This window comes from Psychrobacter sp. (genome assembly GCF_049295055.1).
GTDB lineage: Bacteria > Pseudomonadota > Gammaproteobacteria > Pseudomonadales > Moraxellaceae > Psychrobacter.
The window spans coordinates 1-21860 of sequence record NZ_JBAQQF010000008.1; the positions used below are offsets into that span (position 1 = coordinate 1).

General features: G+C 41.9%; 22 protein-coding genes. 10 read left to right on the plus strand and 12 right to left on the minus strand.

Going from position 1 to position 21860, the window contains the following annotated elements; translation table 11 throughout:
- Positions 1–17 precede the first annotated feature (17 nt).
- A complete protein-coding gene (rplS, locus tag WAZ74_RS01460) occupies positions 18–410 on the plus strand; it encodes a 50S ribosomal protein L19 (protein ID WP_422305083.1) in 393 nt (130 codons plus the stop codon).
- A gap of 280 nt (positions 411–690) precedes the next feature.
- On the opposite strand, the gene WAZ74_RS01465 is transcribed toward rplS, so the two are convergent.
- Positions 691–1248 (minus strand): DUF4442 domain-containing protein, encoded by a 558-nt coding sequence (locus tag WAZ74_RS01465; RefSeq protein WP_422305044.1) that lies wholly within the window; start codon positions 1246–1248, stop codon positions 691–693.
- A 503-nt stretch (positions 1249–1751) separates the two neighbouring features.
- Here WAZ74_RS01465 and WAZ74_RS01470 point away from each other — a divergent pair.
- Both WAZ74_RS01470 and uvrC read left to right on the plus strand, forming a co-directional pair.
- Positions 1752–3272 (plus strand): DUF3360 family protein, encoded by a 1521-nt coding sequence (locus WAZ74_RS01470; protein ID WP_422305046.1) that lies wholly within the window; start codon positions 1752–1754, stop codon positions 3270–3272.
- 142 nt (positions 3273–3414) lie between these two features.
- Positions 3415–5259, plus strand: a complete 1845-nt coding sequence (gene uvrC / locus WAZ74_RS01475) for an excinuclease ABC subunit UvrC (protein WP_422305048.1) — start codon at positions 3415–3417, stop codon at positions 5257–5259.
- 117 nt (positions 5260–5376) lie between these two features.
- Here the strand turns inward: uvrC and WAZ74_RS01480 are convergent, their stop codons facing one another.
- From WAZ74_RS01480 to lgt, 4 genes are all read right to left on the minus strand, one after another.
- The gene (locus tag WAZ74_RS01480) at positions 5377–5949 is read right to left on the minus strand and encodes a dihydrofolate reductase (RefSeq protein WP_422305050.1); all 573 of its coding nucleotides are present in this window, start codon (positions 5947–5949) and stop codon (positions 5377–5379) included.
- Positions 5950–6013: 64 nt separating this feature from the next.
- Positions 6014–6874: a thymidylate synthase gene (locus tag WAZ74_RS01485; protein ID WP_422305052.1), complete on the minus strand. Its 861-nt coding sequence runs from the start codon at positions 6872–6874 to the stop codon at positions 6014–6016.
- A gap of 48 nt (positions 6875–6922) precedes the next feature.
- A complete protein-coding gene (locus WAZ74_RS01490) occupies positions 6923–7663 on the minus strand; it encodes a DUF2971 domain-containing protein (protein WP_422305054.1) in 741 nt (246 codons plus the stop codon).
- A 14-nt stretch (positions 7664–7677) separates the two neighbouring features.
- Positions 7678–8562 (minus strand): prolipoprotein diacylglyceryl transferase, encoded by an 885-nt coding sequence (lgt, locus tag WAZ74_RS01495; RefSeq protein ID WP_422305056.1) that lies wholly within the window; start codon positions 8560–8562, stop codon positions 7678–7680.
- Between the two features lie 156 nt (positions 8563–8718).
- Here lgt and WAZ74_RS01500 point away from each other — a divergent pair, with 156 nt between their 5' ends.
- The 3 genes from WAZ74_RS01500 to WAZ74_RS01510 all read left to right on the plus strand — a co-directional run bounded on the left by WAZ74_RS01500 (position 8719) and on the right by WAZ74_RS01510 (position 12655).
- Entirely contained in the window at positions 8719–10404 is a 1686-nt protein-coding gene (locus WAZ74_RS01500; RefSeq protein WP_422305058.1) for a DUF4139 domain-containing protein, read from the plus strand.
- Between the two features lie 45 nt (positions 10405–10449).
- Entirely contained in the window at positions 10450–11322 is an 873-nt protein-coding gene (locus WAZ74_RS01505; protein ID WP_422305060.1) for an NRDE family protein, read from the plus strand.
- A gap of 238 nt (positions 11323–11560) precedes the next feature.
- Positions 11561–12655, plus strand: a complete 1095-nt coding sequence (locus WAZ74_RS01510; RefSeq protein WP_422305062.1) for an NAD(P)-dependent alcohol dehydrogenase — start codon at positions 11561–11563, stop codon at positions 12653–12655.
- Between the two features lie 85 nt (positions 12656–12740).
- On the opposite strand, the gene WAZ74_RS01515 is transcribed toward WAZ74_RS01510, so the two are convergent.
- Positions 12741–13262 (minus strand): RNA pyrophosphohydrolase, encoded by a 522-nt coding sequence (locus WAZ74_RS01515; protein ID WP_422305064.1) that lies wholly within the window; start codon positions 13260–13262, stop codon positions 12741–12743.
- Positions 13263–13751: 489 nt separating this feature from the next.
- Between WAZ74_RS01515 and WAZ74_RS01520 the strand changes: the two genes are divergently transcribed.
- Together WAZ74_RS01520 and WAZ74_RS01525 are read left to right on the plus strand one after the other, a co-directional pair.
- Positions 13752–14165: an OsmC family protein gene (locus tag WAZ74_RS01520; protein ID WP_422305066.1), complete on the plus strand. Its 414-nt coding sequence runs from the start codon at positions 13752–13754 to the stop codon at positions 14163–14165.
- A 14-nt stretch (positions 14166–14179) separates the two neighbouring features.
- A complete protein-coding gene (locus WAZ74_RS01525; RefSeq protein WP_422305068.1) occupies positions 14180–14605 on the plus strand; it encodes an MAPEG family protein in 426 nt (141 codons plus the stop codon).
- Positions 14606–14655: 50 nt separating this feature from the next.
- Here WAZ74_RS01525 and WAZ74_RS01530 read toward each other — a convergent pair whose 3' ends face one another.
- A complete protein-coding gene (locus WAZ74_RS01530) occupies positions 14656–15666 on the minus strand; it encodes a tRNA dihydrouridine synthase (protein ID WP_422305069.1) in 1011 nt (336 codons plus the stop codon).
- Between the two features lie 197 nt (positions 15667–15863).
- Here WAZ74_RS01530 and WAZ74_RS01535 point away from each other — a divergent pair, with 197 nt between their 5' ends.
- Entirely contained in the window at positions 15864–16535 is a 672-nt protein-coding gene (locus WAZ74_RS01535) for a DUF6000 family protein (RefSeq protein WP_422305071.1), read from the plus strand.
- A gap of 19 nt (positions 16536–16554) precedes the next feature.
- On the opposite strand, the gene WAZ74_RS01540 is transcribed toward WAZ74_RS01535, so the two are convergent.
- The 5 genes from WAZ74_RS01540 to hisIE all read right to left on the minus strand — a co-directional run bounded on the left by WAZ74_RS01540 (position 16555) and on the right by hisIE (position 21221).
- A complete protein-coding gene (locus WAZ74_RS01540; RefSeq protein WP_422305073.1) occupies positions 16555–18051 on the minus strand; it encodes a UvrD-helicase domain-containing protein in 1497 nt (498 codons plus the stop codon).
- 236 nt (positions 18052–18287) lie between these two features.
- Complete coding sequence (tatC, locus tag WAZ74_RS01545; RefSeq protein WP_422305075.1) at positions 18288–19157, minus strand: twin-arginine translocase subunit TatC; 870 nt, start codon at positions 19155–19157, stop codon at positions 18288–18290.
- On the minus strand, positions 19157–19906 hold the full coding sequence (tatB, locus tag WAZ74_RS01550) for a Sec-independent protein translocase protein TatB (protein WP_422305077.1): 750 nt from the start codon (positions 19904–19906) through the stop codon (positions 19157–19159). The genes tatC and tatB overlap by 1 nt, the downstream gene beginning before the upstream one ends.
- A gap of 26 nt (positions 19907–19932) precedes the next feature.
- Positions 19933–20175: a Sec-independent protein translocase subunit TatA gene (gene tatA, locus WAZ74_RS01555; RefSeq protein WP_422305079.1), complete on the minus strand. Its 243-nt coding sequence runs from the start codon at positions 20173–20175 to the stop codon at positions 19933–19935.
- A gap of 188 nt (positions 20176–20363) precedes the next feature.
- Positions 20364–21221 carry a bifunctional phosphoribosyl-AMP cyclohydrolase/phosphoribosyl-ATP diphosphatase HisIE gene (gene hisIE, locus WAZ74_RS01560; protein WP_422305081.1) on the minus strand — a complete coding sequence of 286 codons (858 nt, stop codon included), beginning with the start codon at positions 21219–21221 and terminating at the stop codon, positions 20364–20366.
- 528 nt (positions 21222–21749) lie between these two features.
- Here hisIE and rpmI point away from each other — a divergent pair.
- Positions 21750–21860: 50S ribosomal protein L35 (gene rpmI / locus WAZ74_RS01565; protein ID WP_339340825.1), on the plus strand; the 111-nt coding region annotated here is incomplete at its 3' end.

The window sequence follows — 21860 nt, forward strand, 5'->3', positions numbered from 1 at the left end:
GTGAGGAGATAACTCTCATGAGCAACAAGCATCCATTGGTTCAGGTCATCGAAAATGCTCAATTGATTGAGCGCCCAAGCTTTGCACCCGGCGATACCGTTGTGGTTCAAGTAAAAGTACGTGAAGGCGAGCGTGAGCGTTTACAGGCTTTTGAAGGCATTGTCATTGCTAAGCGTAACCGCGGTTTAAACTCAGCGTTTACCGTACGTAAAATTTCAAGCGGTGTTGGTGTTGAGCGTGCATTCCAATTGCATTCACCAATTATTGACAGCATTGAAGTGAAACGCCGTGGCGCAGTTCGCCGTGCGAAACTATACTACTTACGTGAGCGCTCTGGTAAATCAGCACGTATCCGCGAGAAGCTTGCTCCGCGTGCACCTAAAGTCGTTAAGCCAAAAGCTGACGCTTAGATTATATCCAGTATCTGGTTTTAAGCATTGTGCTTAATATTACTCTACTGCTGAACCGTCTATTGTGCGGTTCGGCAATACAGAAAAATCAGATACAAGCCCTTATTCATAGGTTTATCATATAAATAAGCGGGTAGTACCAAAAAAGACAAAACCCCAATCTGTGCGAATGCCAGATTGGGGTTTTTGTTTCTATCGTTTTAAATTAGAAGTTTATATTTAAATTAGTGTTTTACACTTAGATTTGAGCTTTAAGTTTATTAAGGCTTAAATGTTAAATCTAGCCATCGAGATTATCGATACGACTACTTTGATCTTTCGATTTGCTGTACTTACGCAGTCGAATATATAACGTCTTAGTGACAGTGGCGATAACTTTCTGCTGATCGTCGACAATATCCGCTTGGTATTCGCGAAATACCGGTTCGCCGTCTTTTGCCAACTCCTGAATAGCAGTAATCTCATTGCTGGGAATTTTCATGCGTGCGGTAACTTTGCTATTACCAGGGGCGATGAACTCGATATGTGAGCTTTTATCCCAAACGACATAGGTGCTACCTAGCTGGTGCATCAGCATTAGCATATAGAATGGGTCAACCATTGAGTACAAGCTGCCACCGAACTGCGTGCCCACAATATTTTTATTTAGGCTATTGAGCCCCATGCTGACCACACATAAGCCCTGATCAAGGTTGATATGCTCAATTTTGATACCGGCACCGATATAGGGCGCATAAGTGTTGATACGCAGCTTAAGCAGATAAGGCGTGAGCAGTGGCATGATGTTTTTTTTAGCATTACGTTTTAGAGTCTCAAAATTAGGGGGTAGTAAACGCATAACTTTATCCTATTGCCTTTTCTTGATTTTTTGGACGGCTATTGTTCAAGCGTGATTAGTGAAAAGGTATTTATCATAGTTAAAAACCATTGAAGTCGCTAGCCCTAAAGCGTAACTGAAGCAGAACTTTAATCGTTACTTTCTATTATTGTTCATCACTTATCGTAATGGTATTTATAATTGTTGGCGTAATTAGTAAAAATAGACAATGTGTATTTTATCTTACACTAGGCTCATATTAGTCCGTCGATATACCTTAATTTTATTTTTATTCATTATATAAGTATCTAATAAGTTTCGAATAGTCATCAATAGAAACTTTAAGTTATCAATTATAACGATGCGTATAGTATCTTTTAATCGTTATAAATTCGCATTTCAAAGTCTCATGACATACAATAGTCGCAATTTTGTCTCTAGTGGCTTAACATTTATAGCAAGTTTAGTAAATGAACGCGTAGTCACTAAAATGTCAGTCGACATAATCGACATAAGGAAATGTGATGAGTGATACACAGCTTCCCGCTTCAGGGTCCAATCCGCAGCATCCAATCCCTTCTGATAATGAGTTGCAGGGTAGCTATGTAGAGTTACATAAGCCCTATTCAAGTTTTAAAAATCGTAATGCCTACCTCAACCATGAACTACAAATCATGCAGCCTAAACGCTGGTGTCCTAATTTGCCGTTCCGTGATTATCGTTTTGAATATGAAGATACGATTCCAGCGATGGCGGCAACAATCGGTAAAGTCGTGATGGTCGGTGCTATTGCCGCTACCTTTGCAGGACCACTTGGTTTGGGCGATGCATTTGTTTTAGAAAACGTCCGTTATGAGCTGTTAATTGTGGCGTTCTTTGTTATTTTATTTTCAGGTTTTTTGCTACCTACAGCCAATCTCGCTGGTACCCATGGCCCACTAATCCCGCTTATTCCCATCGTCGTAGCTGCTGGTGGTCACCCGATGGCTTTTGGTCTGCTCATCGGTGCTTTTGGTTTATTGCTGGCCATTAGTAAAGGAGGGAGTTTACTGGCAAACTTGACCAGTAAAGGCGTGTGTGGTGGTTTGCTGCTGTACTTGGGCTTTATTGGTACCATCTCGCAAGTGAAAAATCTGTTTACTTGGGCAGAAGGCATCGGCATGGCACATATTGCCTTTGTAGTGATTTTGCTCACGATTATACTGTATGCGGTGCTGGAGAATTTCCAAAAGCGTTGGCTTGCCGTACCGCTAAGCTGCTTATTAGGTGGCGGAGTTGCCTTTGCCATGGGTGCGCCCTTTGCCTTTAAAACCGCACCCGGTCTACCGCATATGAGCCCGATGTATTGGTGGGGCGAAAATACCGGTTGGATGTTAGGATTACCAACGGTTGAGAGCTTTATTGTTGTACTGCCATTTGCAGTATTGGCAGTCGCCATGTGGTCACCAGACTTTTTGGGTCATCAGGTCTTCCAAAAAATCAGCTATCCTAAACGTACCGAACGTGTGCTGATGGATATTGATGATACGATGACCAGTGCCTCGTTTCGTCAGATTGTAGGCTCTGTGCTTGGCGGTGCAAACTTTGCTTCCTCATGGGGTACGTATATTGTACCAGCAGCGATTGCCAAGCGTCCTATTCCAGCCGGTGCTATTTTGACCGGTGTTTTCTGTATCATCGCTGGTGTTTGGGGTTATCCCATGGACTTGGCAATTTGGGAGCCAGTGATGTGTGTGGCGCTCATTGTCGGGGTATTCATTCCGCTACTTGAAGCAGGGATGGAGATGACACGTGAAGGTAAAACCACCCAGTCTGCTGCCATTGTCGTCTTTGCTTCAGCCTTGGTGAATCCAGCATTTGGCTGGTCAATTACGCTGGTGCTGGATAACTTAGGATTGATTGGCTCCAAAGAGCGCAGCGCTAATCTGACCAAGATGAGTCGCTGGATTATCCCGGTGATTACTTTTGTGATATTAACGGGCGTAATGGCTATCGTCGGTATGTTGCCGGGTATTCCCGCATTGATGCCAAACTTCCGCCATTAGCAGCGTTTTACCTATGACAAAAAAGTCAGCCTTGGTGCTGGCTTTTTTTATGGTTATTGCTAAGCTGATAAAGCTTCTTGTAAAACGCTAACTATCGCCCCATAAATAGCTGTATATCAGTATCTTGAGAGCAATAAATTCTATGGTCAATGTCTCAGTATCGAGTCCCGTCGACGATAAAAAAGCCCGTCTTAAGCATTTAATCCAGCGCCTGCCAAATTTGCCAGGGGTTTATAAAATGCTGGGTAAAAATGGCGATATTCTGTATGTCGGTAAAGCTAAATCGCTGAAAAGTCGCGTGAATAGTTACTTTGCTAAGACGATTGACCATCCGAAGACACGCGCACTGGTAGCACGGATTCATAATATTGAAACCATTATTACTCGTAGTGAAACCGAAGCGCTTTTACTAGAGCAAAACCTGATTAAAGAACATCGTCCGCCTTATAACGTCTTACTGCGCGATGATAAATCCTACCTTTATGTATTTATTTCAGCGGATAAGCCGTATCCGAGGTTGGCTTATGGACGCGGCAAGGGTAATCATCAAAAAGGACGGTTTTTTGGTCCTTTCCCTTCTGCTCATGCAGCAAAAGAGACGTTAGTTTTGATGCAAAAAATGTTTCAAATGCGCCAATGTACTAATACTTTTTTTAAGCAACGTAAGCGACCTTGCCTTGAATATCAAATCAAGCGTTGCCGTGCGCCCTGTGTAGGCTTAGTATCAGCTGATGAATATGCAGAAGACGTTAGCAATACCATTCGTTTTCTAAAAGGTGACTCTAGCGACATTCATACCACACTGATTGAAAAAATGGAAACTTCTGCTGAGGAATTAGATTTTGAAAAGGCAGTGTTTTATCGTGATCAGCTGTCTATGCTACGTGAAGTACAAGCCAAGCAAGCCGTTTATACCGTGCAGGGTGAGGCAGATGTGATTGCCATTGCCAGTCAAGCAGGGATGACTTGCGTCAACGTATTGACCGTACGTGGCGGGCGCGTACTTGGCGGTAAAAACTACTTCCCCGATGTTGATAGTAGCGAGCCTCTTGCAGACAATTTATCCGCATTTATTACCTCGTTCTATTTCCAAGTGACAGATGACTTGCCACCCGAAATCATGTTGAGTCATGAATTACCGGATCAAGTTGCGGTCAGTGAAGCACTGGCGAGCCATTTTGGTAGTAAAGTCGTCATCAAAACCAGCGTCCGTGAGCACCGTGCTGAATGGTTAGACTTGGCAAAACTCAATACCAATAATGCGCTAAAAACTAAGCTTGGTGATTATTTGGAGCTGCATGCGCGCTTTGGTGCGTTGAAAGATGTTCTAGCTGATGTCACTGATCGAACCATTGATCGCATTGAGTGTTTTGATATCTCGCATACGATGGGCGAGGCGACCATTGGTAGCTGCGTGGTCTTTGATCAAGGTGGCTCACGTCGCCGTGATTATCGTCAATATGCCATTCATGATATTGTCGGCGGTGATGATTATGCTGCGATGAAGCAAGTGCTGACACGCCGTTATAAGAAGCAGCCGCTGCCTGATTTATTGCTGATTGATGGCGGTAAAGGTCAACTTGGGATAGCCAAAGAAGTGCTGACCGAGTTGGGTATCCTTAACGATACTTTGCTGATTAGTGTGGCAAAAGGAGAAGGGCGTAAGGCAGGGCTTGAAGTATTGCACTTTATTGATCATGAACCGCTTGATTTGCCGATGGATAGTAAAGCGCTGCATTTATTGATGCATATTCGCGATGAAGCGCATCGTTTTGCCATCACTGCACACCGTAAGAAGCGTGATAAGCGCCGTTCATCGTCAGTGCTAGAGGTAATTCCGGGATTGGGTGAAAAGCGCCGCCGTGACTTGCTCAATCACTTTGGTGGATTGCAGCAATTGCTAGGCGCATCGCAGCAAGAGTTGGCTGGCGTGCAGGGTATTGGTCCGATTTTGGCTAAAACGGTTTATAAGGTTTTGCATGAATAGTTTCGTTAATATGTACCAAATCTAAATTTCTGATAGTAAAATATGAAAGTAAAAAAAGAGGCTGTCTTAGAATTATCTAGGACAGCCTCTTTTTATGTTTTGTTTGAAATTTTACTATTATTTAGCGACTCTTCTTTTATAAGTCACAAACCTAAAATCTAATTCACTTTTTTCATCATGCATTTGCTCAGACTCTTCTGCGACCGCAAATTCGTTTGGCAGTTCTGGATAAAACGCATCGCCATCAGTAATTTCAGTATCGACATGGGTCAACTCAATACGATCGGTATACATTAACGCTTCACTAAATACACGCTCACCGCCAATCACCCAAATGGTATCAAGATGCGCGCCATGTGCAAGGCTAGCTGCTTGGGTCAGCGCATCGTCTAAATTATGCATGACATAGGCTTTTTCACTACCTACTAAGCCTTTTTGTTCAGCATAATCTAGCTGGGTGCTGATGATAAAGCTCACACGTTTTGGCAACGGCTTGCTGCCCATGGACTCAAACGTCTTGCGACCCATAATGACGATACCTTGTATCGCGCCATCATTTGGTTTGGTCGTCATACTTTTAAAATGCTGTAAATCGGCTGAGATATGCCACGGTAGCTCATTGTCTTTACCAATACAGCGATTGCTGCTGATAGCTGCGATTTGGGCAACTTCAGTGTGGGCATAACTCATAACGTATCCTTTTTATTGTCTTTTAAAATGCAGGTCTCATTTGAAACGGTCAATCAAACCAATGCTATACGGCAACCTTTGCTTTAATCGCTGGATGCGACTCATAGCCATTGACGCTAATATCATCGTATTTGAAAGCAAAGATATCTTTTACATCAGGGTTAAGCGTCAACGTTGGCAGCTTATAAAGCGAACGGGTCAACTGTAACTCAACTTGCTCACGGTGGTTTTGATAGATATGACAATCGCCACCGGTCCAGATAAATTCGCCAACTTCTAGTCCGCAAACTTGCGCCACCATATGAGTGAGCAAGGCATAACTGGCAATATTAAATGGCACACCTAAAAAAAGATCGGCTGAGCGCTGGTAAAGCTGGCAGGACAGTTTATTATCCGCAACAAAGAACTGAAACATCGTATGACAAGGTGGCAAGGCAACTTGTTCCGCTTCACCCGGATTCCAGCCAGACACAATTAAACGTCGTGAATTGGGATTGGTTTTTATTTGCTCAATGACTTGGGTGATTTGATCGACGCCATCAACATTATAATGACCATCTGTGCTTTTAGTTGCCCCGTAATTACGCCATTGATGACCATAGACAGGACCTAAGTCGCCAGCAGGACGATTAAAGCGCGCAGTTTGCTCGCTCGTTGCCCATTCATTCCAAATGCGCACGCCGTTTTCTTGTAAATAATCGACATGGGTACTACCACTTAAAAACCATAATAATTCGTAAACGATGGATTTAAAATGGACTTTTTTGGTGGTTAATAACGGAAAACCATCGGCTAAATTAAAACGTAGTTGCGCGCCAAAATGGCTCAGCGTACCCGTTCCAGTGCGGTCGCCTTTTTCAGTGCCTTCACTCATGACAAGGCTTAGCAAGTCTAAATAGGCTTGCTCGTTCTTCATACTAATCATATTCTTCAGCTTTAATAAATATTTAAGAGATTTTAACGTTCAGCTAGATTAATTTCTATGACCAACTAACGATGATTTACAGATTGGAATATCTAGCTTATATGTATCGTTAATAAGTTTGCGAACTGTATCTTCAAACCATTTCGAAGAGTAAGGATGTAAAATAATTCTTGTTATCATTTTTCTACTTTGTTCTAATGATAGATGAATTCCAATACCGTCGTTTTCATTTTTCATTGTAGCTGCATTATCTACTAGAACTAACCTGGCTTCATTTTCAAAAGAAAAAGATTCATGTTTATGGTATAGCTTATAGGTAAGATGACTAATTTCGCTACATAATGAGAAACTATTATTATCTGAAAACCATGGATAAATTCCTTTGCCATTATATAGTTCAAAGGCGTTGTTAGGTTGTTGATACCTAACCTTATCAAAGTAACAACACATAGGCTCAATATCCGAAGTGCTATAAGCTAATTTAAACTGTAAATTAGTAGTTTGTATTGCTAAAGAGTCATTAGACTGCCCATAATTACTCCACATTGCATGTGACTCTTTTTCATTCAAATACCAGCAGCTTACATAAACCCAATCCTTAGCAGTTTTTAGTTTATCTAAGCTATCGAAAGAATCGTTATCACCGTTAAATAAATGAAGTGCTCCTTCCCAGCTATCAGTAAATAAATTAGCTTTAGGAATAAAAAATCCTTGTTCTAACATGGATATTAATTTTACAAATGAAATATATCTTGTTAGAACTGCATTTATATTTATTTGTTCATGCATTTTGATACTCATTTCTAATAAGCCGACTGCTTACCCCAATCATAGATGCCGCGTTTATAAGCATAAATTAGCATGATTAAGCCAGCAATGATCATCGGTGCGCTTAATAATTGCCCTTTGGTCATCCAGCCTAATAGGATAAACCCTTGATCAGCATCTGGCTGGCGGAAGAATTCAATAATAAAGCGGCTGATGCCGTAGCCCAATAAAAATACAGCAGAGGCGGCCATACGTGGGCGCGGCTTCGATGAATACCACCATAAGAAGATAAATAATAGCAGACCTTCGGCAAAGGCTTCGTATAGCTGCGATGGATGACGGGGCAGCACATACTGACCATTAATCTCAATCATCAATTCTTGCAATTGTGGATTGCTTTGTAATTGCTGGCTGTCAAAGGCAGCGGCTTGCGGAAAATAGGTTAGCCAGTTATAGCCACCGTCTGATACGCGTCCCCATAACTCACCATTGATGTAGTTACCAATACGACCAAAAAGTAAACCAGTTGGCACACAAGGAACGATAAAATCGAATACTTGGAAGGTGGTTTTTTTGTATTTACGAGCAAAGAACCACATACCCAGCATGACGCCGATAAAGCCGCCGTGGAAAGACATTCCGCCTTCCCAAACTTTTAGGAGATAGGCAGGGTTTTGCATGAGCTCGCCGAACTGATAAAACAGCACATAACCAATCCGACCGCCTAAAATAACGCCAAGCGCCCCGTAAAAGACCAAATCAGACACCATATCGGTGGTCCAATTGTCACGTTTGGTACTGCGATACCATGCTAGACCGTAAGCTGCAGCAAATGCCAGCAGATACATGAGGCCATACCAATGTACTTCTACTGGACCCAAGGAAAGCGCTACGGGATCATACTGAGGATGAATCATCATAAAGGCATCATAATTATTAGTAATAAATGCTGTCTATAATAGCAAGATTTGACCTTTGGGAATACTATGATAAGTGAATGGTTAATTGAATGAATAGCAAAGCTCTAAAAAAACCGATAAGATGAAAAAAAGCGCATCAATTTCTGAGGAATTATCATGCACAATCATTTATCTCCACAATCACTGTCGCCCTATAAAAAATCAAAAACAAAGTTTGATACGTTAACTTCAAATAGTAGCAATAACATTAAGCTTAAAATCCTGCCGTTATCATTGCTATGTGCGGTGACGTCAGGTTTAACGGTTTTTGTTCCAGCGGTGGCTCAGGCGGCAAATAGCAGCATCGAAAAAATTACTATTTATCAAGGATTAGCCAGTGTGACTCGCGCCTTGCCAATTAGCGGCACAGGGGAGCAAACACTGGTTTTTTCTTGTTTATCGCCTACTATCCAGCCAGACAGTATCAGCGTACAAGCCTTGGGCAATGTCAATATCGGCGAAGTCAGTATTGAAACTTTGAGTGGTGAGCAAGCAGCGCAATGTCAGTATCAAGGTGATGCTAACGTGCAGACTCAGCAGAATAATCTAGCCGATATCAGTGCCGAGTTAGAGGCAGCACGTTTGACCAAAGCCTATTTGCAAAACCTGACCAAAGTGACGCAAATCAGTACTGATGGCACGCTTGCTAATAATGCCCGCGATTTAGAGACACAAGCTGCGACTATTAATAAAAAAATTATAGAGCTACAAAAGCGCGAGGCTCGTGCTAAAGACGCATTGAGTCAGCTCGTCGCGGGAAGTACCACCTCGGCACAGAATAGTGTCACGCAAGTAAGTGTGCGCACCGCTAGCCGTTCTGCCAGTAGCGTTAAGCTACATTACCAAGTACGCGGTGCAAGTTGGGAGCCAACCTATCAAGCGCGCTTAAACACCGACAATAAACAGCTTAATATCACCGCCTCTGCCATCATCGCCCAACAAACGGGAGAGAATTGGAACAATGTACCCGTTATTTTAAGTACCGTTAATCCCAATCAAACGACGACTAGCCAGCTACCAAGAGTCGAACGTTTGTCCTTATATGACGAAGAGCAAGCTAAGTTAAGCCGTTATGCACCGCCTATGATGGAACCTGCTCCAATGGTTGTTGTTTCTGCGAGAGACAGTTATGGCGGTGCAGAAGGTATGGCACCGCTGCCGAGCTTTAGCGTTAGTAGTCAAAATAAAAACGGTATCACTGAATATCGCTTGCCGCAGCGCGTGAGCATTCCTAGTGATGGCAGGCGGGTACGTACAGTTATTGACGAGCAGTCTGGCACGAGTAAGCTTTGGCTACGTAGCACACCCAGTGCTGAGGCTGCCGCTTACTGGTATGCGTCTGCGCCGTTTTTGACACCAGCTTGGGCTAATGGTTCGTTGCAACTGTACCGCGATGATAACTATGTCGGACAGTCGCGCTATGATTATCAGAGTTTAAAGGAGCAGGGCATTGGTTTCGGTGTTGATCCTAGTCTGTTAGTGAAACAGCTGACTAATGAGGATAAACAAGGCGATAAAGGTGTATTTAACCGTCAACAAACCAAGACTATCACCCAAGCTTATCAATTTAACAATCAGCATAATCGTAGCGTGCGCTTGCAAGTATTAAGTGCTGAGCCAGTCAGTAGCGATGACAGTATTAAAGTAACTGCAACGCATACACCAGCCATTAGCATAAAAGATTGGAATGATAATAAAGGGATGGTTGCTTGGGAGTTTGATTTGCCGAGTAAGCAATCGCAAGTAGTGCAATCGACCTATCAAATTAGCTATCCTGCGGATAAGAAGTTAAATACTAACTAAAAACTTATACCAGTATTAATAGGAGTATAAGTATCAAGGAATGTTATGTGCATTGTCGCTATTGCTTGGCAGTTATTTGATGAACTGCCTTTGATTTTATTGTCCAACCGTGACGAGTTTTTGCAGCGTCCGACAGAGCCACTACATCAGTGGGCAGATAAGCCCATTTATGCAGGACGCGATGCGCAAAGTGGCGGTACTTGGCTGGGCATTCATCAATCAATAATGTCAGAAACGCAGCAAGCAGAACCATCTACTTATCAACAAAACGGTCGCTGGGCAGCAGTATTAAACTTTCGCGATGGCGTACAGGCAAGTAATGATGAACGCTCGCGTGGTGGATTAGTAACTGATTTTTTAAGCAGTACTTTAAGCCCAATGGACTTTGCACGGCAAATTAATTTGCAAGAATATGCAGGATTTAATCTTATTATCGGCGATGCAACCCAAGCTGTCATCGTGAATAATCGCGGTCATGCACCGACAGCGTTATATGCAGGATTGCACGTCTTCTCTAATGGTCAGCCAGAAGAGGCTTGGTTTAAAACGGAGCGCTTGCGCGGTCGACTACGGCAAGAGGTCTTACCATTAATTAGCGAAAACAGCGTATATGAGTACTGGCAGGAGGCAGCGTTTAACGTTTTATGTGATACCACGCCAGCGCCAACGGATAAGCTGCCAGATACTGGAGTGCCTATTGAAATAGAGCAAGCTTTGTCTTCAATTTATATCGAGCCTACTTCTTTAACCAATCTTGAGATAAATCTACCTACTTACGGTACCCGTACCCAAAGTGTTTTAACCTTGGGTATTAAACGCATCGCTCATTCGCAGTCTGCCGAATCATCTGCCGAATCACAAGTCACTCATTATGCTCGATTAGACAGTCGAGAATATCAACAGAATATAAGTAAATAGCATACGAGTCTTTATCGCTGCTTATTTATGTTCAATGTTAATTAATATCAGAGATTCGTGCTTAGTATTCAGCCTTCAGTAATAGAAGTTATTTAATAACATAATTTAATTCCTTAATTTAAGTGTGGATTTTACTTCAGATTACTACTACTATATTAATAATATAGATTATTTTGAATATAATCATTGCTAAACCTAATATGGGTTAAGCACATATGGACAACACAAGGAATGTGAAATGAGCATGATGAAATCACTGATCTTTATTGAGCCAGGTAAAATTGAGATTGTAGACAAAAAAATCCCTGATGTTGGGCCGAATGATGCGCTATTAAAAATTACCACAACCACGATTTGTGGCACCGATATTCATATTTTTAAAGGTGAGTATCCTGTTGCTAAAGGACTGACGATTGGTCATGAACCAGTAGGCATTATCGAAAAACTAGGCTCGGCGGTGCAAGGCTATAAAGAAGGACAAAGAGTCATTGCTGGCGCCATTTGTCCAAGCTTTAGCTCATACGCCTGTCAAGATGGCTTTCCATCGCAAGATGGTGGCTACATCCAGCCAGACGGCAGTTGCGCTTGCCATGGTTATAAAGCAACGGGTGGCTGGCGTTTTGGTAACATCATTGATGGCACGCAAGCAGAATACGTGCTAGTGCCAGATGCACAGGCCAATCTTGCGCCCGTGCCTGATTGTCTTAGCGATGAACAAGTACTGATGTGCCCTGACATCATGTCTACAGGATTTAAGGGTGCGGAGAATGCTAATATTAATATTGGTGATATCGTTGCAGTATTTGCACAAGGGCCTATTGGCTTATGTGCTACTGCTGGGGCAAGGTTAAAAGGTGCTGCTACTATCATCGCTATTGACGGCAACAATCAACGTTTAGCGATGGCTAAAAAGATGGGTGCTGACGTTACCTTTAATTTTAATGAAGTGGATGTGGTTGATGAGATATTAAAACTCACCGGTGGTCGCGGTGTTGATAGCAGTATCGAAGCACTGGGTTTAAAATCTACCTTTGAGCAGGCACTTAAGGTACTAAAACCGGGTGGCACACTATCTAGCCTCGGTGTTTATTCTGAAGATTTAACCATTCCGATGGCTCACTTTGCCTCAGGTCTCGGTGACCACACGATTCGAACGGCGTTATGTCCAGGTGGTAAAGAGCGCATGCGCCGTTTAATGAATGTCATTGAAACGAAACGTGTGGATTTATCAGAAATGGTGACTCATACTTACGCTTTAGATGACATCGTAGAAGCATATGACTTATTTATGCATCAGCGTGATGGCGTCTTAAAAATTGCGATTAAACCATAAATTTAGCCCTTATAAATACGAAAGAGCCTATATCACTAGATATAGGCTCTTTCGTATTTGCTATTAAAAAAATACATCCAACTATTTATTCCACCAACAAATGATTGTTTTGTTCTGGAATAATCAGTCCTTGTGTGAGCGGTAGTTCGGGCACCAATTCTTGTAAGGCGCGGCGATATACCCCACGTTTAAAGTGAATCACTTGTCCGAGTGGATACCAGTAACTGACCCATTGCCAGTTATCAAACTCTGGTTTCCCTTCATCAAAGCGGATATGTTGAGTATTCGGCTCATCTAAGCGTAGCAAAAACCATTTCTGTTTTTGCCCAATACACAAAGGATACTGCCCATGGCGCACATAGCGCTTTGGCAAGCGGTAGCGCAACCAATCTTGCGTGACCGCCAGTAGATCCACATGACGTGGATGTAGACCGACCTCTTCCCAGAGCTCGCGATACATAGCATCCATCGGCGTCTCCCCGCGGTCGATGCCACCTTGAGGGAACTGCCAAGCGTTGTGACCAATACGTTTTGCCCACAGAACTTGCCCTTGTGTATTTGCCAAGATGATGCCGACATTGGCGCGAAAGCCGTCTGCATCTATCATGACTTAACCTTTTAAATTGTTTAAAACAGCTTATCTCGACATGATACGGTGACAGCAATCATAGTTATTATAGGGTGATCATTGTCGATATCAGGTAAAAATAAGATTCATTACCGTTATTAAACCAAGAAACAACCCAAATGTGTAACAGTATTTTGCTATAAAATGTTTCACGAGTTTAATTACTTAAAATCAAGGTGTTATATAGAGGTATATAAACAGACTTTTGTAAATTTATTTAAGAAATTATATTGAGATATTTATACTTTTAATTGTTGATTTTTGCTTCGTTGGTGCTGGAAATACAGCATATATACTAACTTTGTGATACAAGACGATGCATCATAAAATCTCGTTTTAGCTTATGCTACACTAGTCATAGACTGCTTATCTAAATCAACAATAAGATAATAAGTTAATGAAATAAGCCAATAAAAAATAGTCTATTTACGATCAGCTATTTGCCAATTAAAACAAGGATCATCCAAAATGTCAGAGTCAAAAGCAACGGTTACATGGCAAGAAAATAAAGCCTTTATGGGCATATCGCCATCAGGTCATCATGTACAAATCGATGCCGATAAAGAAAAAGGCGCAAGCCCGATGGAGCTGATTTTATTAGGGCTTGGCGGTTGTGCCAGTTATGACGTAGTAGCTATATTACAAAAATCTCGCCAAGAAGTAACAGATGTAAGCTGTGAGCTGACAGCCCAACGTGCCGAAACTGTACCCGCTGTTTATACCGATATTCATATGCACTTTACCGTGACCGGTCAAGATATCAAAGAAAGCCAAGTAGAAAGGGCCATAAAACTGTCAGCAGAAAAATACTGCTCAGCCAGCCGAATGTTGGTACAAGGTGGGGTTAATGTGACCCACGATTTTGAAGTTATCGCAGGATAAAGGCAAACATACTCATGAATTCATTTTTTGGATTGGTCTCTGACACCGCAGCGTCTGCCATTTGGGCGATGATAGTGGCAAGTCTGTTGCCATTAGCAATGGCGTTAACGGCAAAAGCGCTTGGCGGCTTTAACTTGACTGACAATGCGCATCCGCGTGATTTTTTACAAGGTACGACGGGAGTAGCAGCACGTGCTAATGCTGCCCAGCAAAATAGCTATGAGACGTTGCCCGTCTTTTTGGCAGCGGTATTGGTAGCGATGCTCTTTTTTGTCCCGCAACCTATTATCAATGCGCTGGCGTGGCTATATGTCTTGATTCGTATTGGTTTTTGCGTGGCATATATTACCAATTTGGCAACGTTCCGTTCCATTCTCTGGGTATTATCGATTATCTGTTGCCTCATGCTTTTCTATTTAGCCATTCGGGTTAGTTTTTAACTGAATGTGTTTAATTGATGGCATCATTTTATAATAAAAGCAGCCGATTATTACTTTGCGCTAGTTTGTAGTGCTTGAATAATCACTGCTTTGTTTTTTTCTCGTTTAATACTGTCCCATAATATTTGAGCCTCGCAATAGCCTTTAGTCAGCATGCCAAGCCACTGCTTATAACGACCGACTAATACCACGTCAGTTTTGGCTTTCCCTTCTAAGAACTTAATCTGATGCGCGATTAAATCCTCCCAACATAGTGTCGTTTTATTTTCCGAATTTTGATAGTTTTGATGAATCTGATTATGACTTTTATCGACTTGCGCAATCAAATCGGGACGGGTAACTGCACCGCGACCTAACATCAAATGCGTTGTACCTGCTTGCGCCATACAGTTTTGTGCGTGCTCCGCGTTCCATATTTCACCATTGGCAATGACTGGAATATCTAATGTATTAAAGCTTTGAATCTTGTCCCAATAGGCTGGTGGTTTATAGCCTTGGGTTTTTGTCCGTGCATGAATGGTTAGCCAATCTGCACCACTATCGGTGATAGCGCCACGAATATCATCCATGCGACTGGTATCGGTATAACCCAAACGAATTTTTGCCGATACAGGAATATCAGTAGGAACCGCTTGACGCACAGCACTGATAATGTCGTACATCACTTCTGGTTCATCCAGCAAAACTGAACCGCCGCGATGGCTATTAACCGTTTTAGCAGGGCAACCAAAGTTAATATCAATCGCAGGCGCGCCAAGCTCACAGGCGTAAGCCGCATTTTCTGCCATCAATTGCGCTTCACTACCAAGTAGCTGAATATGGATAGGCGTACCGGATGCCGTTTTGGCGTCATGATGCAGCTCTGGCACATATCTATAAAACACGTGCGCGGGCAAGACGTGCTGAGTCACGCGAATAAATTCGCTCACTGACCAATCATAAGGACGACCTAAATCTGTCGCAATTTGGGTCAGGATTTGCCGCATTAAAGGGTCAGTTAAGCCTTCCATTGGAGCGAGGAGGCGGACGGGATTGGCGAAAAATTGATTTGAAAATGACATTGAGTTCATAGGTTATGGTATAAAAATGTATGATAACTTATTCGTATTTATTTATGCTGGTTTATGACAGTTTTTGAAATATGTTTAACAAAAAATTGCACCTATAAAGTCTTTTATTTATAGGAGTAGTTGACTCATTCTTTATAATTTTTAGATTGATTAAGTCTTTTATAGGTTTAAATTGTTAAGGGTAAATTATGAGTAGTAATCAAAATGAAACTAATGCTGCACTAGCTATGCATGTCGCTGGGGCGACAGTTAGGCATGAAGGACGATTTTCTGATCTTAAAGTTTTAGAAAATGATGAATCCTTGAGCAAAAATTTTATTAATAAATACGTCATTCCTTTTTACATGAAAAAAATAGACACCACTGAATTTCGAGAGCACTTTTTGGCTATAAACGATACCGTTAATAATGAAATTGTTGCAAAGTTACTTGGTGATTTTAACTGGCGAACTAGGTCTGTCGGTGCAAAATTTGCTACTCTTGGCGATATGATTGAATATGAAGACAATATTGGCAAGCTACTTTTACGTAGTGATACCTGCTATGCAGGTCACTATTACTGTTTAGCCTTAGCTTCCTTTGCGTCTACTGCCGCCATTAACTATTTACAGCAATATTTGGAGTATTATCTTAGGCGGCCAGATTTATGGTTTGATCAAAGTTCAGCAATGGCAGCTCTATCGTATATTGGTACTGCCAAAAGTGAAAATTTGATAGCGCCTTACATAAAATTATGGAATAAATTCATAGTTGATAAGTCAAACTTGAACTTAGCCACTTCTGTCGAGAGCTTCAATCAGCAAATGCTATCTTTAGATGAGATTAAGCGTGAAATCAGTAGTTTCTACCTTAAAAAATAGAAATTAAAAAGATATTAATTTAAGACCCAAAAATGACTTTTTTCCCCGTCTGCAATCCTGAGATTAAATCTTTAATATTGTGAATATCTAAATTGCTTTGCGCACGTGTACAGGCGACGTAAAGCAAACGCAATTCTTCCGGATTTATTTTTACCGCATTGGTCGTCACATCATAATAAAAATCATCATCTAACTGTACTTTCCCCCATTCAAGCCCTTTGGCTTTATGAGCCGTTGAGATCACGTAATCAGCATTTTCAATACTACTTAAACTATTGACCGCTTGGCTAAGCACATTAGTACCATGATCATCGACCAATTTGACCAGTGTTTTTAGGTCACTACCTTCATTGGTTTCAGAATACTCTTGTACATCACTCCAATTATAAAAATACGCCAGCTCAGGTACACCATACGCCGATTTACCGTTTTTTAAATTTTCGGCTGCCTGACAGAATTTGAGCATACGGTCAGTATCAGCTTGTAGCGCCACACGGTGACCGAGTTTTAGACCAGTTAATAGCTGTGACATAGCAGCGGCATTAGTACGACATAGAATGGCATCTTTTTTACTATGTACCATGCCTTTTTCAGTAGAAGACTGTTTCTTAGGATTGCCTTTTAGCGGCACATCTTCTTGCAATGCTTTTAATAGCGTATTAGCAATTTCGGCAATCGGCTCGCCAAAACGAAAGGACTGAGTCAACAAGGTTTGCGGCAGTGGTAACTGTTTCATGGCATTGACGGCGCCGCGCCACTCATAAATCTGCTGATGAGCGTCGCCTACGTATATCACTTGTCTTGGTTGCTGGGTCAAAATCCCCATCATTAAGGGGTCAGCATCTTGCGCTTCATCGAATAAAATAAAATCCGCTGGAATACTGGGTTTTGATAATGCCCAAAGTTTAAGATAAATATCATGGCCGATACCGGCCGGGTAGCGGGCATCAATCGATTGTAGCCAGCGCTGCTCGACGGCAGGGTAGAGCATCTCACGTAGCTGCTCGGCGTCTGAAGCATCGAGCCAGCTTGGAAATAATAGATGCCTTGGGGCAGGGTAGCTGGCATGCGTACTACAAAAATGGCTGACCGCATCACTGACAAAACGCGATAACCGCGCTGGAGTTAAAGTAATGTATTTATTCACCCCATCCATCTGGCGACGGATTTGTACTGGTTGCAAGCCCAAATCATCCCCAAGGCGCTTGGGTGAAAACCTAGGTAACGACAATTTGGCTGTAATATCTCGGGGTACGTGACGATAAGCGAGTGAGTGAAAGGTACGACAGTCCACATGTGACGGAAACTTTGAGCGCGCATCATTAGCAATGGCTTTATTAAAGGCTAAATACAAGCCGCGTCCACGCAAGCGCTCACCGATGAGCTTCAAGGTCGTCGTTTTACCGGCACCGGCATAGGCGACCACTTTAAATGACTTGTGATCCATCGCCATATTAAGCGCGTTTAACTGCTCATCAGTGGGATCGCTCATATAAGCTGGCATAGATGCGGACATAACAAAGCTACCTAAAAGACTAAAATGTGGACAAAAATAATGGGGGTAAAAAAAGCCACTGCATAGACAATGGCTGATGAGTAATAATGGACATTATCGTAAAAGACTTTATGACAGTAAGCGACGATAATAAAAATACGTTCAGCGATAATTCATTTAAAAAACAAAGCACAATGAGTCACATTACCAGATTAAATGGTTGGTTGTTTTTTTTAATAAATCTCTAATAGGAAAAATTATTCCCCGTTTAGCTCTTTATTTACTGCCGCTAAAACAGAGCTACGATCTTCTTTAATTAAAATTTTCGCTAAAAATAAACCCAGCTCAAATAACAACCACATTGGAATAGCCAGCATCAACATTGACACTCCATCAGGCGGTGTGACAATCGCGGCAACTGCAAAACAGCCGACAATGATATAACGGCGTTTATCTTGTAAGCTCTGAATGGAGACGATGCCGACCAATATCAACAGCAAGGTGACGACTGGAATCTCAAATGTTATCCCAAATACCATAAACAGCTTGAGCGCAAAGCTTAGATAACTGTCGATATCTGTCATAGGCAGAACATTCTGCGGCGCGAACATGATAAAGAATTTTAGGACGCCTTTGAGTACAATAAAATACGCAAAAGCCACGCCACTGTAAAATAAAAAGATAGAGGATAGCAGCACTGGAATAGCGACTTTCTTCTCTTTTTTATATAAACCGGGTGCGACAAACGACCAAATTTGATACAAAATATAGGGCATTGCGAAGAATGCAGCGACAAATATCGTTAAGCGTATCGGTGCCATAAAGTTAGAGGTAATATCTGTCGCAATCATAGTCGAGTTAGCAGGCAGCTGCGCAACCAAAGGATCAGATAAAAAGTCATACAATTCGCGTGAAAATCCGACCAAAGCTAAAAATATAATCAGTACGGCAACGCATATTTTAATGAGATGTACACGTAGCTCAATCAAATGCTCAGTGATAGGCATATCAGCCAATGAGCTTAATATATCACTTGTATCATTACTGTCTTCCGACTCTGTCTCGGCTTCAATGGCTGAGTCCGTCAGCTTCTCTTGGCGACTTTTTTGACGTTTAAATAAACCCATTACTCATCCTCCTGCTTAATATTGCTAGAGGGCTGTGTACTTAAAGAATTTTTTAAAGGTCTATCTAAAGTGCTGTTTAATAGAATATCTGCTTTATAGTTCGGTAAATAGGGCGGCACAGGCAAGCGGCGCGATTTATCGTAAGCACTAAGACGGAACCACATGTTTTCCCAAGGTCTGGTCATCATGGTTTTATGTATCTGAGTTGAGCTGTCGCTGGAATCAGTTTTTAAACTGTTTTCAGTGTCCGGTGTTGATGATTGCTCAGTGCCTGATATTTTTTCATCTTCACTATAAGTATCATAAGTATAGTCAAACTCTTTTGGCGTGGCTGACTGACGATTGCTTTGGTCACTATCATTACTGTTGACTTTATGACTAGCGTCTTTATTATTCTTGTCGTTATTACTGGCGTCATGCTTTTCATCAGCTATGGCATTAGACTTGGCTTTTAAATGTTGATTTTGCGAAGATTCAAACTCTTGCATACTGCCACGCATCTCAGCCATTTCGCGCCTCATCTCTGCCTCAGTTTGGCGAATTTTGGCGAGCTCTTTTTGCATTTGTTGCCGAGTCTCAGCTAAGTCAAGCTCAGCCTCGATTTCAGATTGAAGCGTAGACACAGTACGGCGAATTTTGGCATACCATTGACCAGCCGTACGAGCAGCTTGCGGCAGCTTTTCAGGTCCTAAGACGATTAAAGCAATCACTCCAAAAAGGAGTAATTCAGAAAACCCAATATCAAACATAATGGCTCAGTATCATTGTCTAGATGCTATACATTATGCTTATCATCAACCTTGGTGGTTGCTGGGCGCTCTTCAGTGTGTGCATTGCCATCATGATCAAGCACCACCTGTTTTTTAGCATGCTCAGTATTTTCATCTTTGACGGCTTCTTTAAACCCTTTGACGGCACCGCCTAAATCTTTACCAGCATTTCTTAGCTTAGAGGTACCAAACACGACAACCACTACCACTAACAAAATCAGCCAATGCGTAATAGAAAAACTACCCATAATGCTATCCTTATCTCTTGGTTTTCAGTCTTGGTATGCCGGCTCTAAGTTTATTGAATAGCAATATATTCACTAAAAAATCTCGACATACCATTCGAAGTGAAACAGAGCTATATTATACCCTGCACTTGTGACAAAAAGGTGAAAGCAATAATAATCAAAAAGGGCCGCGCTCTAGCTTATCAGAACTATCGCGCCGCCTTTTCGTCGATACCTGATAGACCAAAGCGTCGACCTAACTCGTTTAATACCGCATCTGACTCGATATCGAACCAAGCTAGTCCCACCAAGGTATGAAACCACACATCAGCGACTTCATAGATGAGCTCATTACGCGCTTCGTCATATTTGATTTTGTCCGTATTTTCATCACAGTTGGCAAAGTCTTTGGCAGCGATAATGCTTTCGGTACTTTCTTCGCCGACTTTTTCTAAAATTTTATTGAGACCTTTTGCGTATAAGCTGGCTACATATGAGCTGTCAGCATCTGCATGTTGGCGCTCAGCTAATACACCGTCAAGCTGCTGCAAAATAGAGCCAGCATGAGTTTTAGTGTCCGTATTATTGCTACTATTCTCGATGTTATACTCAGTATTACTAACCGCATTATCATGGTTGTGGTGAGTAGAGTCAGCGGTTTCGCTCGATTTATAAATTTCCGCAGGATCTTTCAATACCTTATCGACCGTTTGCCATTCAGGCGTTTGCCCAGACAAGTCTAAACGCTGATAAAAACACGATTCGCGCCCCGTATGACAAGCAATACCACCAGCCTGAGTGACGCTAAGTACAATAACATCAGCATCGCAATCTAGACGAATATCATGCACTTGCTGAGTGTGCCCTGACGATTCCCCTTTATGCCATAATTTAGCGCGCGAACGCGAAAAATACACTGCCGTTTGTGTTTGCGCGGTCAGCTGTAAGGCTTCGGCAGTCATCCAGGCCATCATCAGAATACGCCCTGACACATAATCTTGCGCAATTGCAGGAATCAAACCATCAGCATTAAAATTTACGGCATTCAGCCAAGCAGGTAAAGTCATAGTCTATCTGTCGTCTTATAAGTAGAAAGAAGCAAAAGGGCTTTAAATATAAAAAGCTGCTAAATAACAGCAGTCACGATTCACAATGCTAAAGCTTTATCAAGAAGCAATCGCTAGTTAAACCACAACCGCTACTTAATCACAGCTTAGACTGACATTCAATATTTTAATAACAGTAAATAAGCAACAATTATACCTGAGCTGAATGTTGATAAATTAATAATTGTAAATGACTATCAAAATATTTTTGCATTCTCAAAACGTCTTTATTCAACTTCCATTTAAGAAAGTTTCGAGGTAAAAGCCAGTTAAATACTACCTGTATTCAGCTAAATACTATTTGTTTTTACAAGGAATGGCAGATAAGAGTAGGGGTCAAAACTTTCCTTGGCAAAACAGCACCCTATCTGTTAAAATGACGCCTCCCACCTCGAGGCAAATAGAGTTTTAGTGGTTGTTTTTACAGCGACTATTCTTAATTAACTATTTGACGACCAGGTTCTATCAAAGACAAAGAGGCAAATCATCATGAAAGTTAAGATGAAAACCAGAAGCGGTGCCGCTAAACGCTTCAAAAAAACAGCGAATGGCTTCAAGCGTAAGCAAGCATTCAAAAGCCATATCTTGACCAAGAAATCA